The organism is Spiroplasma endosymbiont of Aleiodes alternator (assembly GCF_964031135.1).
GTDB lineage: Bacteria > Bacillota_I > Bacilli_A > Mycoplasmatales > VBWQ01 > Spiroplasma_E.
The window spans coordinates 981,752-998,219 of sequence record NZ_OZ035008.1 but is presented as its reverse complement, the minus strand read 5'-3'; the positions used below and the strand labels follow the sequence as shown (position 1 = coordinate 998,219).

At 24.0% G+C, this 16,468-nt stretch carries 20 protein-coding genes and 1 pseudogene; 9 read left to right on the top strand and 12 right to left on the bottom strand.

Translation table 4 applies throughout. The features are described from left to right. Positions 1–64: 64 nt before the first annotated feature. The 3 genes from ACQH20_RS05885 to ACQH20_RS05875 all read left to right on the top strand — a co-directional run bounded on the left by ACQH20_RS05885 (position 65) and on the right by ACQH20_RS05875 (position 1,964). Positions 65–556 carry a hypothetical protein gene (locus tag ACQH20_RS05885; RefSeq protein ID WP_425376853.1) on the top strand — a complete coding sequence of 164 codons (492 nt, stop codon included), beginning with the start codon at positions 65–67 and terminating at the stop codon, positions 554–556. Beyond that, positions 442–1,593 carry a hypothetical protein gene (locus tag ACQH20_RS05880; RefSeq protein ID WP_425376852.1) on the top strand — a complete coding sequence of 384 codons (1,152 nt, stop codon included), beginning with the start codon at positions 442–444 and terminating at the stop codon, positions 1,591–1,593. The genes ACQH20_RS05885 and ACQH20_RS05880 overlap by 115 nt, the downstream gene beginning before the upstream one ends. Before the next feature lie 62 nt (positions 1,594–1,655). Beyond that, positions 1,656–1,964 (top strand): hypothetical protein, encoded by a 309-nt coding sequence (locus ACQH20_RS05875; RefSeq protein ID WP_425376851.1) that lies wholly within the window; start codon positions 1,656–1,658, stop codon positions 1,962–1,964. A 127-nt stretch (positions 1,965–2,091) separates the two neighbouring features. Here ACQH20_RS05875 and ACQH20_RS05870 read toward each other — a convergent pair whose 3' ends face one another. The 8 genes from ACQH20_RS05870 to uvrA form a co-directional block, all read right to left on the bottom strand. Then, entirely contained in the window at positions 2,092–2,451 is a 360-nt protein-coding gene (locus tag ACQH20_RS05870) for a hypothetical protein (RefSeq protein WP_425376850.1), read from the bottom strand. A 100-nt stretch (positions 2,452–2,551) separates the two neighbouring features. Next, positions 2,552–2,749, bottom strand: a complete 198-nt coding sequence (locus ACQH20_RS05865; protein WP_425376849.1) for a hypothetical protein — start codon at positions 2,747–2,749, stop codon at positions 2,552–2,554. 3 nt (positions 2,750–2,752) lie between these two features. Continuing rightward, positions 2,753–2,932, bottom strand: a complete 180-nt coding sequence (locus ACQH20_RS05860) for a hypothetical protein (RefSeq protein WP_425376848.1) — start codon at positions 2,930–2,932, stop codon at positions 2,753–2,755. After that, complete coding sequence (locus ACQH20_RS05855; protein ID WP_425376847.1) at positions 2,932–3,066, bottom strand: hypothetical protein; 135 nt, start codon at positions 3,064–3,066, stop codon at positions 2,932–2,934. The genes ACQH20_RS05860 and ACQH20_RS05855 overlap by 1 nt, the downstream gene beginning before the upstream one ends. Next, a complete protein-coding gene (locus tag ACQH20_RS05850; protein WP_425376846.1) occupies positions 3,066–3,641 on the bottom strand; it encodes a hypothetical protein in 576 nt (191 codons plus the stop codon). Before ACQH20_RS05850 ends, ACQH20_RS05855 begins: the two co-directional genes overlap by 1 nt. 194 nt (positions 3,642–3,835) lie before the next feature. Beyond that, positions 3,836–4,780, bottom strand: a complete 945-nt coding sequence (locus tag ACQH20_RS05845) for an IS30 family transposase (protein WP_425376845.1) — start codon at positions 4,778–4,780, stop codon at positions 3,836–3,838. Between the two features lie 73 nt (positions 4,781–4,853). Continuing rightward, positions 4,854–5,186: a hypothetical protein gene (locus tag ACQH20_RS05840; RefSeq protein ID WP_425376844.1), complete on the bottom strand. Its 333-nt coding sequence runs from the start codon at positions 5,184–5,186 to the stop codon at positions 4,854–4,856. A gap of 378 nt (positions 5,187–5,564) precedes the next feature. Continuing rightward, on the bottom strand, positions 5,565–8,435 hold the full coding sequence (uvrA, locus tag ACQH20_RS05835) for an excinuclease ABC subunit UvrA (protein ID WP_425376843.1): 2,871 nt from the start codon (positions 8,433–8,435) through the stop codon (positions 5,565–5,567). Between the two features lie 192 nt (positions 8,436–8,627). On the opposite strand from uvrA, the gene ACQH20_RS05830 reads away from it, so the two are divergent. The 4 genes and pseudogenes from ACQH20_RS05830 to ACQH20_RS05815 all read left to right on the top strand — a co-directional run bounded on the left by ACQH20_RS05830 (position 8,628) and on the right by ACQH20_RS05815 (position 9,920). After that, positions 8,628–8,906, top strand: coding sequence for a transposase (locus ACQH20_RS05830; protein ID WP_353306568.1), 279 nt, complete (start codon positions 8,628–8,630; stop codon positions 8,904–8,906). 5 nt (positions 8,907–8,911) lie between these two features. After that, positions 8,912–9,232: an IS3 family transposase gene (locus ACQH20_RS05825; protein WP_425376842.1), complete on the top strand. Its 321-nt coding sequence runs from the start codon at positions 8,912–8,914 to the stop codon at positions 9,230–9,232. Positions 9,233–9,321: 89 nt separating this feature from the next. Continuing rightward, positions 9,322–9,679: pseudogene (locus ACQH20_RS05820) on the top strand (transposase); the annotation flags it as partial. A gap of 40 nt (positions 9,680–9,719) precedes the next feature. Next, on the top strand, positions 9,720–9,920 hold the full coding sequence (locus tag ACQH20_RS05815; RefSeq protein WP_425377594.1) for an IS3 family transposase: 201 nt from the start codon (positions 9,720–9,722) through the stop codon (positions 9,918–9,920). Positions 9,921–10,049: 129 nt separating this feature from the next. On the opposite strand, the gene ACQH20_RS05810 is transcribed toward ACQH20_RS05815, so the two are convergent. Further along, the gene (locus ACQH20_RS05810; protein WP_425376841.1) at positions 10,050–10,400 is read right to left on the bottom strand and encodes a hypothetical protein; all 351 of its coding nucleotides are present in this window, start codon (positions 10,398–10,400) and stop codon (positions 10,050–10,052) included. Positions 10,401–10,759: 359 nt separating this feature from the next. Between ACQH20_RS05810 and ACQH20_RS05805 the strand changes: the two genes are divergently transcribed. After that, complete coding sequence (locus tag ACQH20_RS05805; protein WP_425376840.1) at positions 10,760–12,172, top strand: APC family permease; 1,413 nt, start codon at positions 10,760–10,762, stop codon at positions 12,170–12,172. Between the two features lie 17 nt (positions 12,173–12,189). Here ACQH20_RS05805 and ACQH20_RS05800 read toward each other — a convergent pair whose 3' ends face one another. Genes ACQH20_RS05800 through uvrB form a run of 3 tightly spaced genes read right to left on the bottom strand, consistent with a single transcriptional unit; the run spans position 12,190 to position 15,367 of the window. Next, on the bottom strand, positions 12,190–12,645 hold the full coding sequence (locus ACQH20_RS05800; protein WP_425376839.1) for a methylated-DNA--[protein]-cysteine S-methyltransferase: 456 nt from the start codon (positions 12,643–12,645) through the stop codon (positions 12,190–12,192). Positions 12,646–12,653: 8 nt separating this feature from the next. Beyond that, positions 12,654–13,364 carry a CatB-related O-acetyltransferase gene (locus ACQH20_RS05795; protein WP_425377593.1) on the bottom strand — a complete coding sequence of 237 codons (711 nt, stop codon included), beginning with the start codon at positions 13,362–13,364 and terminating at the stop codon, positions 12,654–12,656. Between the two features lie 17 nt (positions 13,365–13,381). After that, complete coding sequence (gene uvrB / locus ACQH20_RS05790) at positions 13,382–15,367, bottom strand: excinuclease ABC subunit UvrB (RefSeq protein ID WP_425376838.1); 1,986 nt, start codon at positions 15,365–15,367, stop codon at positions 13,382–13,384. A gap of 313 nt (positions 15,368–15,680) precedes the next feature. Here uvrB and ACQH20_RS05785 point away from each other — a divergent pair, with 313 nt between their 5' ends. Further along, on the top strand, positions 15,681–16,454 hold the full coding sequence (locus ACQH20_RS05785) for a hypothetical protein (RefSeq protein WP_425376837.1): 774 nt from the start codon (positions 15,681–15,683) through the stop codon (positions 16,452–16,454). Positions 16,455–16,468: the final 14 nt, after the last annotated feature.

The following is a 16,468-nucleotide window of genomic DNA, read 5'->3' as shown; positions in this document are numbered from 1 at the left end:
CCCAGATACTCATTTAATTATAGAAAGTCCAACTGTTGATTATTCAAAAATAAGTCAAAAATATATGTCTGCTATATTAAATTTTAATAGTGTAGTATTTAGTCCTTTAATACAAATGCCTTATGATAGTACTCAATGATTACCATTTGCTTTAAGTGATATTCCTTTAATTGGTAAATTATTAAATGCTTTAACATTAGGTATTTGAAGTAGTTGAGTTATTACTCAAAATGTTCAACAATATAAAAAAATGTTATATTTTAATGGTTTTATGAGTGCATTTTTTACAATTAATTTAGAAAATATTATTGGTAATGGTGGTTTAATTCCTTTAAATGCTTTTACAAATGATAATGATTTTGCTATTGGTAAATTATTAGGAGCAAATGTTTCAACAACTGCTATGACAATGAAATTAAGTGATAGAGTTAGTGTTTATCCATGAAATCCAGAAAATGGAGAAAAATTAACTACAAAAGAACAAATAAGTACAGTTGATTTATCACAAATGAAGATAAAGATTGTGAATGAAATCCTACATCAAATGGAGTTATAGATGGTTCAAATTATGCTTATATTATTGATACAATTGTAACTCAATCATTACATCAAGGTGAAGAAAGACATACATTTTATAGTGATAATCCTTTTACTTATCAAGGTGATTATAATGAAATATCAGTTGCGCAATTTCGTTATAATAATATGGGTGCATTAACTGGTAATGCTTTTAATTGAACTACTTTATATAAATTAAATCATGATGAATATGAAGAAAGTGAAGAAACAACATTTAGTTATCCTGCAAAAATATTACCACCAAGCCCACAAAATATTGCAAAATCAATAATTATTATTCCAAATTTAAAAATTGAAATGATAACAGATGATGTATCATTAATTGATACAAGTTCGGAATCATACAAACCTAATTTTAATGTTTGACTTATTAATAATTCAAATAAATTAGGTAATTATGAAGTTGATTTAAAATCATTATTAGACCCTACATTATTAATTAATACTTTTAATGATTTAAAAAGATATTATAAATCAATAACTATTTATTACGATTATGTTATTGAAACAAAGGAAGAAATAAAAAATTCTCATGATAATAAATTAGTAGTATATTCTACAAACGAAACTTTTAGACCGGCAAAAAGTGAAAACATAAGTAAAACTATTGATTTAAAAGATTTAATATTAAGTAATAATAATCCAACAATTAATGAATATAAACAAGAATTTTTACATCCAAATGATAATAATGATGAAAATGGATTAGCATATATTTATACTTATAGTAATAATAATTTAATGCCATATAATTTAACTGGTTATGAATTTAATCTATCAGTACATTTTGGAAGTTTAGGAAGAACAGTAAATAAAAATTATGAAACAAATTCATGTATTGCGATGAGTATTGTTGATAATAAACATCTAAAATGAAATTTTTATTTACAAGCAAATTTAGGTAAAATTGAATGTATAAATGATTGAAAAAATAATTTAATATATACACATGGAAAAAGATATATCAGTAATATTAAAACTAATATTTATAAAATAATTTTAAATTCAAGATAAAAATTATTTTATATGTTAAAATAATCATGTTTATGATAAATATTTTTATGGAGTGTTATTATATGAAAAATATTTTTAAAAAAATAAAATTTAAAGAAAAAAAAACATGATTAATACTTATTAGTTTTATTTATTTAATTATATCAATTTATTATTTAGGAACATTAATCTATTGAGATAAGTTTTATGATAATGTAAGTATTATTACTGATGATATGACTAAATATTTTAGTAGTGGAAGAATGTTTTTAATTAAAATGTTATCATTGTGATTTGTCGTTTCTATTGGTTTTTTTATAGGTTGAGTAATTTTAAAAGTTACAAAAAATAAAATAAAAACTAATCAAAATAATATTTCCCCACAATCTTAAATATTAATGTATAATTTATTGTAATACTTATCAAGGGTTATAGAGAAAGATAAGTATTTTAATTTCACTTTATATCAATTAGGTTGGCACCTAATTAAAAAGTTACCTTATTGGTAACTTTTTATATTTATAAAATAATACAACGATTATGATTTGAATGATTATTTGTATTTAATAAATTTTCTTCATTATTTATATTTAATATGTGTTCTTGTAATAATGGACTTGTTTTATCTTCATGTACTTGGCCTGAAATATTTAAATTACTTTTATTTTCTTCTTCTCATAATTTATAAAGTTCATTATAAAGTTCACAAATTTCTTTTTGATATTTTTCAATTTCATGATTATAAAATTTTAGAAATTTACTGTCTGGATTTTTTTTGGAAATTTCAATATTATTTTTTTTCTCAGTAAATAGAATCATTTTATTTTTTGTTTCAATCTCTTTTTCTAATTCTTGAATACGTGATTGTAATTTATTCATTTTTTCTCCTTTCAAAATAAAAACTCATTTACTTTAAAATAAAGCAATGAGTTAAAAAACTTATATTAAGTTTATATTATTTTTATATCATAAATATTTACTAAATATATATAATTGAATTATTATCTCATTCAATATTTTTATAATCATTCAATAATTCAATTATTTCATTTATAAAATTATCACTATATGAACTTGATAATGCTATATTTTCATAAATTAAATCATTTTCAAAATCTAATTTAATATTTTTATCTTTATCAATTTTTCATTTAATTAAAAATTCACGTTTAGTCATTATTTACTTTTTTTTTATTTCTTTAACTTTATTTTTAAATTGTTTTTTATGAAAATAACACATATTAAAAAATTGAACAGCACTATCTTCAATATTTAAAGTTTTTAAAGTAACTAATACTTTACTATTACAATCTTTAACAATACATTTTAATAATACTTTTTCTTGTTTTTGCTTTTGCATTAATCTATTCTTCTTTCATATATATTTGCTTTTATCATTTCTCTTATAATATCTAATAAAGTATCAATTTGATAATCATATAATTCAAATTCATGAATTCTAACTTTAATTTTTTCTTTATTCTTTTTATTCATTATTTATTCTCCTTATTTAAATAATATCAACCAATTAATAAACTATCTGTTTCATCATGATTTGATATTGTTATATTTCAATTTTGTTCATTAATTAATTCATTTGCTAACTGTATTGAAGTATTTTTTATTCAAATAAATTCTTGTTTTTTAGGTAAATTAAAATTATCTTTAAAATGATTTACATATCATTTCTTTCATTCACTTGGACTTATTAACATATCTTTTGTTAATAATTTATTAAATGTTCCTGCAATAAAACCTCTTAAATGTTCTTGAGTTTCATAACCAATACCATTTTTTGAATGAAAAGTACCACGTTCAATAATTATATTCATATTATCAAAATCTCCAATTTCACCAATCATAAATAATTCAAATATTATTTGTTCATCAAATGTTGGATTAATATTTTTAAATTTTTCAAAACTATAACTTTTAATTCATGTTGGTGTTCATAGTTTTAATTCAATACAATTATTATTTTCACAATCTATTACATGACATCTTTTTTCTCATAAAGTAAATCCAGTATTTTTTATACTTGGGTCAATTGAAAGTAAATAATTAGTCATTATTTTCTTCTCTTTTTTCTTCTAAAATTTCTCTTATTATTTTTAATTCAGTTAATCTTATTTCATTTGATTTAATAAAATTATTAAAATGATTAATATCATCTTGTAATCTTGATATTCTTTGTTTATGTTCATTAATATTTTCTAAATGTTTACCTGAATTGTAAATATAAATGGGACAAATGGGACAGTTTTTAAAATAATTGTATTAAGTCTATTGGGCTTTTATAAGATAGTGATTTTCTGGGTGTAGAATTAATTTGAAATGCTATAGCATTTAAGTCTTTTTGTTTATATAAAGATAGATCTGTAGATTTTGGTAAATATCTTCTTAAAATACCATTATTATTTTCATTTAAACCTCTTTGACAAGGTTTGCCAGGATCTGCAAAATAAATCTTAACATTGCAAATTTTTTCGATTAATTTTCATTTACTAAATTCTTTACCACGATCAAAAGTAATAGTTTTAACTGTTCCTTTTTGTAACTTTGAAATAAATTTTATTATACTTTTTGTAATATTTTCTGCTTTATGATTTTTAGAAACTAAAGGAATTGTGGTTTTTGATCATATATCAGCTAAAGTAATAATAGAACTTTTATGATCTTTACCAATGATAGTATCACCCTCTAAATGACCAAATTCTTGTATATTTTTAATATTAGGAATGATTAAATTTCTTTCATGAATAGATTTACAATTATTAATTCGTCCTCTAGTTTCTTTTCGTTTATGAGGTTTATTTTTTCCTTTTCTCAATAAGTTATTTTCATCAAAAGCCATTCGATTTGTTTTAAACATGTTATATAAAGTTTTTGTTGAAATACTTTTTATTTTATTTTCCTTTAAAAAATTAGCAATTATATCAAGCGCATAATTTTTAGTAATTAACAAATAATTAATAGTATTAATTTCTGTTAAAGTTAAAATTATTAATTTTCTACCTGCATTTTGCTTCTTTTTTTGAATTTGATTCAATATTTCTAATGGTAATAAGTTTTGATTTAATAATCTGCAAACTCTATGTACAGTTGATTTACTATAATCAACAGCTTTTGCTATTTTACGAATTGAAAATTCATAACTTTTATATTCTTTTATTGCTATTATTGATTCAATAGTCAGATACTTATACATTGTGCTAATTCCTTTCTTTTCTTAATTATAGAATTAACACAATTTAATTTTTATATAAATGTCTTTTTTAATTTTACAATTCAGGATTTGTAAAAATATAATAACCATTATATTGTTCATAAAATTCACAAGATATTAATTCATTTTCAGTAGTAGTAATATCTGAAATATTTTTAATATATTTTAAAATTTCACTACCTTTAATACTTTCAATATCTTTTGTAATTGATTTTTTACCTAATTTATAATTAAAATCTTCAATTATTTTTAATGTTATTTTTTTATTATTTTGATTAATAGTAGTATCTTTAATTGGAAATCATGTTTCATATTCACCAATTTCTAATAACATACCTTTAGTTGTTTTTCTAACTTTATTTTTAATATCTAAATTAACATTAATCATTACGAATCCTTTCTACGTATAAGCCTTATCACCTACAGTGATAAAAGGCTTATATACTACTAACTAAATACTTCTACTACTATACGTATAGGCTTATTGCTACTATAGGTAGCAATAAGCCTTGGGGGTAGGAGGTCTGGAGGGAGGGGAAAAAAATCTTAAATTTTTAAAGACCAGCAGAAAAATTACTATTTGCAAATTCCTATACAATAGCTTTTATAATTTTTATTAAATTTGGAATAATTAATTACTTTAATAAAGTATAGGTTTAATAAAATAATTAATTATAATTGTTCAACAATTAAAAATGAGAGTTTTATCTCTCATTTAATTTCTTATTAAATCTAACTAAGGCTGCAATACGTCCGAAAATTTTAATTATTTTCTATTCAAATCGCGATTAATAACTGCTTTTAAATATTGTCCAGTATAAGACTTAGGATTTGTTATTACTTGTTCTGGTGTTCCTGTAGCAATGATTTCACCACCAAATTTTCCACCCTCAGGTCCTAGATCAATAATGTAATCAGCAACTTTAATAACTTCTAAGTTATGTTCAATTACAACAACAGTATCACCATGATTAACAATTTTATTTAAAACTTCAATTAACCTTTTAATATCATCAACGTGTAAACCAGTAGTTGGTTCATCTAAAATATACATAGTTTTGCCAGTAGCACGTTTTTGTAATTCTTTAGCTAGTTTCACTCTTTGTGCTTCACCACCAGATAATTCAGTAGCGGGTTGTCGTAATTTTACATATCCTAATCCAACTTCTTGTATCATTGCTAACTTTTTATGGATTTTTGGATGATTAGCAAAAAAAGTTAATGCTAAATCAACAGGCAGTTCTAGTACATCATAAATATTTTTACCTTTATATTTAACTTGTAATGTTTCACTATTATAACGTTTTCCTTCACAAATTTCGCAAGTTACATAAACATCAGGTAAAAAATGCATCGCAATTTTAATAACACCATCACCAGAACAACGTTCACATCTTCCTCCCGGTACATTAAATGAAAATCTACCTTTAGCATATCCTCTAATTTTTGCTTCTGGTGTTTGTGTAAATAAATCACGAATATCATCAAAAACTGAAGTATAAGTAGCAGGATTACTCCTTGGTGTTCTGCCAATTGGTTCTTGCGAAATAGCAACAATTTTATCAATAAATTCAATCCCTTTTATTGCTTTATGTTTTCCTGGTCGTTGTCCCTTTAAACCTAAATACTTTTGAATACTAGTATATAAAATATCATTAACAAGCGTTGATTTACCACTTCCTGAAACACCAGTAACACAAATAAATTTACCTAAAGGTAATTTAACATTTATTTTACGTAAATTATTAGCTTGTGCTTCTTGAATTTCAATAACTTTGCCATTACCACTTCTTCTTGATTTAGGTAATGCAATAAATTTTTCACCATTTAAATATTGTCCAGTAATTGAATTAGGATTATTAGCAACTTGCTGTGGTGTACCTTCAGCAATTACTTCACCACCATAAATTCCGGCTTTTGGACCAATATCAATTAATCAATCTGCTGCTCACATTGTATCTTCATCGTGTTCTACTACTAATAATGTATTATCAAGATCTCGCATTTGTTTTAAAGTTTCAATTAACTTAACATTATCACGTTGATGTAAACCAATTGAAGGTTCATCAAGAACATACAATACTCCCGTTAATTGTGAACCAATTTGAGTTGCTAATCGAATTCGTTGTGATTCACCACCAGATAAAGTTTGTGCCATTCGTGATAAGTTTAAATAACCTAAACCAACATTAGTTAAAAAACTTAAACGATTAATGATTTCTACTAATATTAATTTAGCAATTTCTTGTTGATAAGGTAATAATTTAATATTTAACATAAATGTTAAACTTTCTTCGATGTCTAAATTAGTATATTGACTAATATTCATTTCTTTATTATTTTCATCTTTAATTTTAACTGCTAGTGCAAATTCATTTAATCTTGTTCCTTGACAAGTTAAACAAGTACGTTCACTCATAAATTTACGATAATAATCACGGGCAAAATCACTAGTTGTTTCTAAAAAACGTCTTTCAATTAAAGTGGCAATGCCTTCAATATAATCATGATTAGGATATTTACGACCATTTGCCGAAGTAATACTAAAAGTAATGGTTTCATCACTACCACGCATAATATAATTAAGTTGTGTTTTTGTTAAATTTTTTAATGCTTGATTCAAATCAATTAAATAATGATAACAAAGAACTTTTAATTTTTGTCATTCTAAATTACTAGTACCAACTAAGTTTTTATAATACTCAATGCCACCATCATTAATTGATAATTTTAAATCTGGCATTAATAATTCTTCGTCAACTTCTAATTTTACTCCCAAGCCTTTACAATCAAAACACGCTCCACTTGGTGCATTAAAAGAAAATAAACGCGGTTCTAAACTGGGAATTGAAAATCCACAAATTTTACAAGCATATTTTTGAGAAAATAATCACGTTTCATTTGTTTGCGATAAAATAACCTTTGCTAAACCATTACTATGATTTAAAGCAACTTCTAAAGCATCATGAATTCGTGAAATAGTATTATCATCATTGGTAAATTTAATACGATCAATAACAATATCAATATCATGACGTAATGATTTATTCAATTCAATTGGTTCATCTAAACTATATATTTTATTATTAATTTTAACTCGCAAAAAATTTTCTTGTTTTAATTTTGCTAATAAATCTTGATGACTACCTTTTTTAGCATTAATAACTGGTGCTAAAATTTCAATATTAGTATTATCTTCTAACCTTTTAATTTTATTAACCATTTCTTTTAAAGTTTGCGTGCTAATTGGACCATGACCCTTATTACAATAAGGAGTTCCAATCCGTGCATAAAGTAAACGCAAATAATCATAAATTTCAGTAACAGTACCAACAGTACTGCGAGGATTATTACTTGTAGTTTTTTGATCAATAGAAATTGCTGGTGCTAAACCATCAATAGCATCAACATCAGGTTTTTCACTGTTTCCTAAAAATTGACGAGCATAGGCTGAAAGTGATTCAACATATCTTCGCCTTCCTTCTGCATAAATTGTATTAAAAGCTAATGATGATTTACCACTTCCTGATACACCAGTAATAACTACTAATTTATACTTTGGAATTTTAATATTAACATTTTTTAAATTATGTTCACGTGCACCTTTAACAGTAATATATTTTTGATTATCTGTCATTTATTCCTCCACTTATATGCTCTTTCTAATTAATTATATACTATATATAGTTAACTTTAATAGCATTATTGCTAATTAATACTAAAAAATATCAATTATAATTAGTTTAAAATATTTGGATGGGTTCCACTTTATTGGACACTAATTACGTAAACAAGTGAACAAATTAGTTAAAAGAAAGGAACTATAATTATGGCCAATATTAACTCATATTCAGATGAATTTAAAAAACAAATAGTAGCTTTATATCAAAGTGGTAAGTCAGTGTCTTGTCTTGCTAAAGAGTACAATGTTACAAGAGCAGCTACTTATAATTGAATTAAGCAATTTACTAATTCAGGTAGTTTTAAAACTAAAGATAATCGTTCTGTTGAAGAAAATGAATTAATTAAATTAAGAAAAGAATTAAAACAGTTAAGAATGGAAAATGATATTTTAAAGCAAGCAGCACTAATAATAGGCAGAAAATAGAGATTATGGTTGAAAATAAATCTAAATATAAAATTCGCACAATGTGTCGTTTTTTAAAAATTTCTAAATCAACATATTATTTTAATTTAAAGAAAAAAGAAAATAAAATGCAAAATAATATTTATGAACAAGCTGTTATTAGTGCTTTTAAAGAAAATAAAGAAGTTTATGGTACTAGAAGATTAAAAGTCAGTATGGAAAATAAAGGTTTTCCTTTATCAAGAAGAAAAATTAAAAAAATTATGAATGAACATAATTTAATATCAAAATACACGAAATTATCATTCAAAAATAATCATAATAAAGTTAATGATAATCAAAGGTAATGTTTAGTAATCTGTGTAACTTACAAAAATAACTATGTTTAATTAATTCTAGTAAATATAATTAAATGACTAGAAAGAGTGAGTTACAGATGGCTAAAAAGCAAAATATTAATAATAATGATCCAATATCAAAAGCAGTAGATTTATTATTAGAAAATACTGAAGATTTAACAACAGTTTTTAAAGAGGGAGGATTGTATAAAGAATTAACAAAAAAGATTAGTAGAAAAAATGTTGAATTCTGAGATGCAAAATTATTTAGGATATGATAAGAATCAACATAGTAATAGTGACAATGCTCGTAATGGTATAAGTTCAAAAAAATTAATAACTCAACAAGGTAAAATTGAGATTGATGTACCACGAGATCGCAATAGTAATTTTAATCCTGTAATAGTTGCAAAAAGACAAAGAAGATTTGATGGTTTTGATCAACAAGTTCTTTCTTATATGTGGGACTTTCCTAAAAACTGTCTTTTTTAAATAAATTTTAGTTGTAAAATCACTAAGTTACACAGATTGCTGGAAAGTCCCTCAAATTCGAAGAAAAAATAGAACTATTGAATGAATACAAGACAACTTACCTAAATATATTTACTTTTATAATAATTATCGACCTCAAATAAAATTAAAAGGAATGAGTCCAATCGAATATCGATTAGCTCATTCCAAACCAACAAATAATTAGTTCATACCTATAAATTTAACACTTACAAACGCTATTTTATAAAATTTAATAAAAGGTTACTTTTATTGTCCACTTTTCTTGACAAGTTCATATCCTGATTTTGAAACATTTAATAATCAACATAAATAACTAATCTGATATTTTTTCTTCAATGAGAAAATCACAAAATATTTCTTCTTTTTTGTCGATTTTTCTAAATACTTTTTTTATATTGTTCATTGCCTTAATATATTCAATTAATTCTTGTTTTGTCATTTCATTAAAATTTAAAGATTTGGGTCGACCTGTTCTTTTGGTTTTTTTAGCACGAATTCCATTGCCATATTCTAAACCTTTTTCACCTAATAATTTATATGCTTTAATTCATTCTTTTATTGATGATCGACCAATACCATACTCTAATGCGGTTTTATCAATTGTTTTAATTTTACTTATTTTTATTATTTTTAACTTTTCTTCTTTTGATAGTCATTTAGCCATAAAAAAATGAACACCTTCCTTAAAGTATTTTTAACACAAAGGTTACAATTCTGTGTCTACTTTATTCGTTCAAGGGACTTTCCTAAAAACTGTGTTTTTTAAATAAATTTTAGTTGTAAAATCACTAAGTTACACAGATTGCTGGAAAGTCCCATGTTCAGATAATTTTGTCCCATTTTTCATGGCTAATGTCATTCATAATTATCAAGTTAAACTCCATTATAAAAATTATGATTATTTATTTTTGGAAAATATTGATCATATTGAAACCTTACCAAATGCTTATCAAACTTACATTAATAAAATAAAAAGTTTTATCAATACATACGAAATAAAAAAAATAGAGATAGGAAAAAGACATGAAATTAAAAAAGAAGTATTCGTTTTGAGTAATATTAATGATGGCAATTTCTGCCACAGTTGGATCATCAGTACTAATTTCATTTGGACAAGTAGCGTTTCAAAGTGGATTTAATCCGATTTTAATGATATGTGCCTGAATTTTAGGCGGTATTTTAATTTTGCCAGAAATGTTATTATTAGCAGAAACTGCTATTTCTTTTCCAGGAAATGGAAGTGCTTATTATTGATTAAAAAAAGCAAATTGAATGGCTTGTTCGTTTTGATTGGGATGGATTTTTGTTTTAATGGTTAGTGCTACTGCCGTTGCTTCTGCTACTTTAGCATTAGGTAATATTATTGGTACTTTAGCTCATATTACTAACCAATGGTTGATAAAATTATTTGGAATTTTAATTTTATTTGCATTAGCTATAGTCCAAATATTTATTAAAAATAGTTCTGGAAAAACACAAATTATTTTTACAATTTTAAAAGGATTACCAATTACTTTTGTTTTATTTATTGCTATGATTTATGGCAATACAGATAGCTTTAATAGTGAAATAGTTCAAAAAGATTTATCAAAAATTTTTCTTGCAACTTATGTTTTATTACCAGCAACAACAATGACACTATTTGCCTATTCAGGAATTGAGGCAATAACTTATGTTACTGAAGAAGTAGAAAATCCAAGAAAAAATGTACTTTGAGCTTTAATTGTTGCAACAGGACTAATTATCTTTTTATATTTAATACTATTAATTGCTTTGTTAACTATTAATGAACCACTTTCATGATTAGATAAAAATGATGGATTTAGTAACGTTTGATATTATGCTATTATCAATAATCCTAATATTCCTCATGTTTTAGTTTATATTTTTTCAGGACTAGCAATTTTATTATTTGTTGGTTCACTAAATGCATTTCTACTTTATCAATCACGTTTAATTTTTAAAATGAGTGAAGAAAAAGATTTGTTTAAATTTTTTCAAAAAACAACTAAAAGAAATAATATGCCATGAGCTGCTATGTTACTATTAATATTTGCTGCTTTAATTTATATTTTATGAAATCAATTGTATGAAGTAACTAATTACTTTATTATTGCTATTAGTTTTTTAAAATTAATTGTTAATTCAGTCATTATCTTTTTAAAGCGCAAACATCCAGACTACCAAAAGATTTTTAATAATTTTTGATTTTACTTTTTCATTATTATTGGCTATTTAGAAGCAATAATTGCTATTGTTGGATCATTTTTAGCAATGTATTATTATGGTACACAAAATAATAATATGTGAGCATTATGAAATTCACTAATTTTAATTGCTGTTATGTTAGCAGGATATCCTGTTTACTATATTAAAAATTATGTAGTTAAAATTGTTAACAATTTTAAAAATCAAAAAAAAGATAATCAATCATAAAAAAATAATCTTATACCTTATTTACTTTCTTGTGCTAATAAAAAATTTTTAATATGAGCACCATAAAGATAATTAACAATATTCTTATTTTTATTAACAACACGATGACAAGGAACAATAATTGCTAATAGATTTTTACTTAAAGCTGAACCCACTGCCCTACTTGCTTTTGGATAACCTATCTTTTGCGCTAATTCTTGATAAGTTAAAGTTGTCCCAAATTGAATAGTACAAGTTTTACTCCATACTAATTCTTGAAAAGGAGTTCCTTTTAAAGCTATTGGTAAGTTAAAATCACTTAATTTTTTATCAAAATACATTGCTAGTTGTTTTAAGCAATTAACTACCACTATATTACTACTATCCTTAGCAACTTGACGAGTATTAACGAAACTAACTTTTACTACTTGTTCTGCAACTACTATGATTTCAATTAAACCTATTTTAGTAGTTAAATAAGCATATTTTTTCATATTTTTTATTACCCCTTTATTTTATTTAAACTATTACTTTCTTTTACAAGTTCTTGTAATATTTTATTATAAAAATTTTGTTTTAACAAATCTGAATTTTCAACAATCTTTTCAATACATCAATCTCATCATTTTATATTTTGTAATTTTTGAACTATTTTTTTAGAAAAACGATATTTTATAATTTTAGCGGGATTACCACCAACAATAGCATAAGGAGGTACATTTTTTGTAACTACACTTTTAGCTGCAATTACTGCCCCATTACCAATAGTTACCCCTCTTAAGATTGTCACATCATGACCAATTCAAACATCATTTTCTATCACTGTTGGTGATTTAATCGGAAATTTATCTAATTTATCTTTTTCTGTAACTTCTGATAAATTTAATGATTTATAAAATAATGGTAAAGGAAATGTTGAAACTGCAGAATAATTATGATTGCCACCATTCATTATAAATAAAACACCTTGTGCAATTGAACAAAATTTACCAATAATTAATTCATCATCTATCATATTTGGAAAATGATAAATTATATTTTTATTTTCAAAATCAATAGCTGCTTGCTCACCATTAAAATCATGATAATAAGTATAATCACCAATAAAAATTTTAGGTTTAGTAATATAATTTTTTATTAAAAATATTGTTGGTATATGAGGATTAATTTTAGTATTTGGACTTATCAAAATACCTTTTTGTGCTTTATCGATCAACTTATTTTACTCCTTTATTTTTCACTTTCAATACTCAAAATTAAATCACGAAGTGAAGCTGCCTTTTCAAAATTTAAATCTTTAGCTGCTTGTAACATTTCAACTCTTAAATCAGCAATTATCTTTGTTTTAGCAGCTATTTTTGTTTTACCTTTACTTGAATTTAAAATTTTTAAATCAACATCTAATTCTCTAGTACTCACGATTTCACTCAATGGTTTTTTAACAGTAACTGGTACTATATTATGTTTTTTATTATAAGCAAGTTGAATTTCTCTTCTTCTTTGCGTTTCTTCAATTGCTTGTGTCATTGCCTCTGTCTTAATATCTCCATATAGTATAACATGACCATTAACATTTCGTGCTGCACGACCAATAGTTTGGATTAATGATTTAGTATTACGTAAAAAACCAGATTTATCAGCATCCAAAATACAGATTAATGACACTTCTGGTACGTCTAATCCTTCACGTAATAAATTAATACCAACAATAACATCAAAAACACCTTTTCTTAAATCTAACAAAACTTTAGTACGTTCTAATGTTTTTAATTCATTATGAATATAAGCAACTTTAATTTTTTGTTCTTGTAAAAAATTTGATAATTCTTCTGCCATTCTAATTGTTAAAGTAGTAATAAATACTCTTTCATTATTTTTTGTTCGTAATTTTATTTGATTAATAATATCTTCCATTTGATTTTTAGTTGGTTTAATTTCAATTGTTGGATCTAATAAACCCGTGGGACGAATCATTTGTTGAACTGGTACATTAAAGGGTTCAACTTCATTTTTAATTAAAGATAATTCATAATCAGCAGGAGTTGCTGAAGTATAAATAACTTGCTTTAACTTATTAGAAAATTCATTAAAATTTAAAGGACGATTATCCAAAGCACTAGGTAAACGAAAGCCATATTTTACTAATGTTTCTTTTCTGCTACGATCAGTATTATACATTCCTCTAATTTGCGGTAATGTCATATGAGATTCATCAATAATTGTTAAAAAATCATCTGGAAAAAAATCAATTAAAGTATATGGTGCTGAACCCACTTCTCTATTTTCTAAATGACGAGAATAGTTTTCAATACCACTACAAATACCAAATTCTTTTAAGGACTCTAGATCGTGTTCTGTTCTTTGTTCTAATCTTTGCGCTTCTACTAACATATTATTTTTTCTTAGTTGTGCTAATGTTATTTTTAACTCTTCAGTAATTTTAATAACTGCCTGATCAACACGACTTTTACTAGTAATATAATTTTGCGCAGGAAAAATTGTAATAAAGGGAAAACGTTCTAAAACATTAGCGCCTAATGTATCAATACGTGCTATTTCTTCAATTTCATCACCAAATAAACTAATTCTTAAATAAAATTGATCATTTCAAGATGGAGCTAACTTTATTAAATCACCTTTTGCACTAAAACTACCCGGTTCTAATGTAATATCATTACGTACATATCCATTTTTAATTAGTCTTAATAATAAATCTTTTCTATTAATTTTTTGTCCTTTTCTCAATTCAAAAAAGTTATCTTTATATGCTGTTGGTTCTTGTTCACCATAAATTGCTGCTACTGATGTTACAACAATAACATCTTTACTAATAGATAAACCATTTAAAGCACTTAATCTTAACATTTCAATTTCTTGATTTTGTTTAGAATTTTTATCAATATAAGTATCGGTTTTTGGTAAATATGCCTCGGGTTGATAAAAATCAAAATATGAAACAAAATATTCAACGCGATTTTCAGGAAAAAAAGTTTTCAATTCTCCATATAATTGCATAGCTAATGTTTTATTATGTACTAAAATTAAAGTTGGTTTTTGCACTTGCACAATAACATTGGCCATGGTAAAAGTTTTACCCGTACCAGTGGCTCCTAATAATACTTGGTATTTAATATTATTTTTAATAGCTACTACTAATTTTTTAATTGCTTCAGGTTGATCACCTGTTGGTTTATAAGGCCCTTTTAATTTAAACATAACTTTATATTCCTTTAAAACATTCTATATACAATACCATATTATTTTAAATAAAATAATAATAAAACTTTTATATAATTAAAATTATTATAAAACAATATAAATACTATACTTATTTTTTGATTTTTATAAGTATAAAAAATTATAATAAATTTCTTAAAAAATTTAAAGTTTAGTTATCAAATAAATCCAATGTTTAAAATTGACTTATTATCGTTTATATTTTATTTTACTTAGAATATAGTAAAATTTTAAACAGATAATTAAAATAATTTTTATATAAAGTAAAAAAAACTAAAAAGGGGGAATGATTATGAAAACACTATTAACAGCAGTAAGTCTTTTAACAGTTTCATCATCAATTGGAAACTTAAATTCTATTTTAAACACCGAAATTAAAACTACAAATATTTCAAAAAATGAACCAATAAAATATGATGGAAAAGATGAAATTTGTACTGTCTGAAAAGAAAATTCAAAAAGTCCTGCAACATTAATTTATATAAAAAGTAGTACTTTAGATAGTTGATTTAAACTTTTTTCTTTAAATGACCTTGAAAAATTAAGAGAAAAAATATACTACGATACCATAAAATTTCCTTATCAAGGAGATAATTGAGCAAAACCTAACATATATAAATTATCAGAGGTATTAATGAATATTCTTAAATCTTTAACTAGTATACGTGGATACAATACATACGGAGTTGAACTATGTTACTATTTTGGAACTTTGTTTAGTAAAAAGCCACAATTTTCACCAAATACTCACGATAAAAATATAATAGAAAAATATTATAAATTTTTATGACATGATACTTTAAAAATTGCATTAAGTCGATATGAATGACAAAAAATTTTAAATACTAATAAAAATAAAACTGAAATTTTTAATATTATTTCTAGATTTCCCGAATGAGATGCAAGTGGTTGAAAAGGTTATATCTCAAACGAAGATTTATATACTTTATCTGAAAAAATTATTGAGAATTTTAATCAATTAAAAACTAAATTCGAAAATAGTAATACAGGATGAAAAGTAGCAACTAACACTACTGGCTCATGAACAGAACTTGAACAAGAATAAAATAATATTTTATT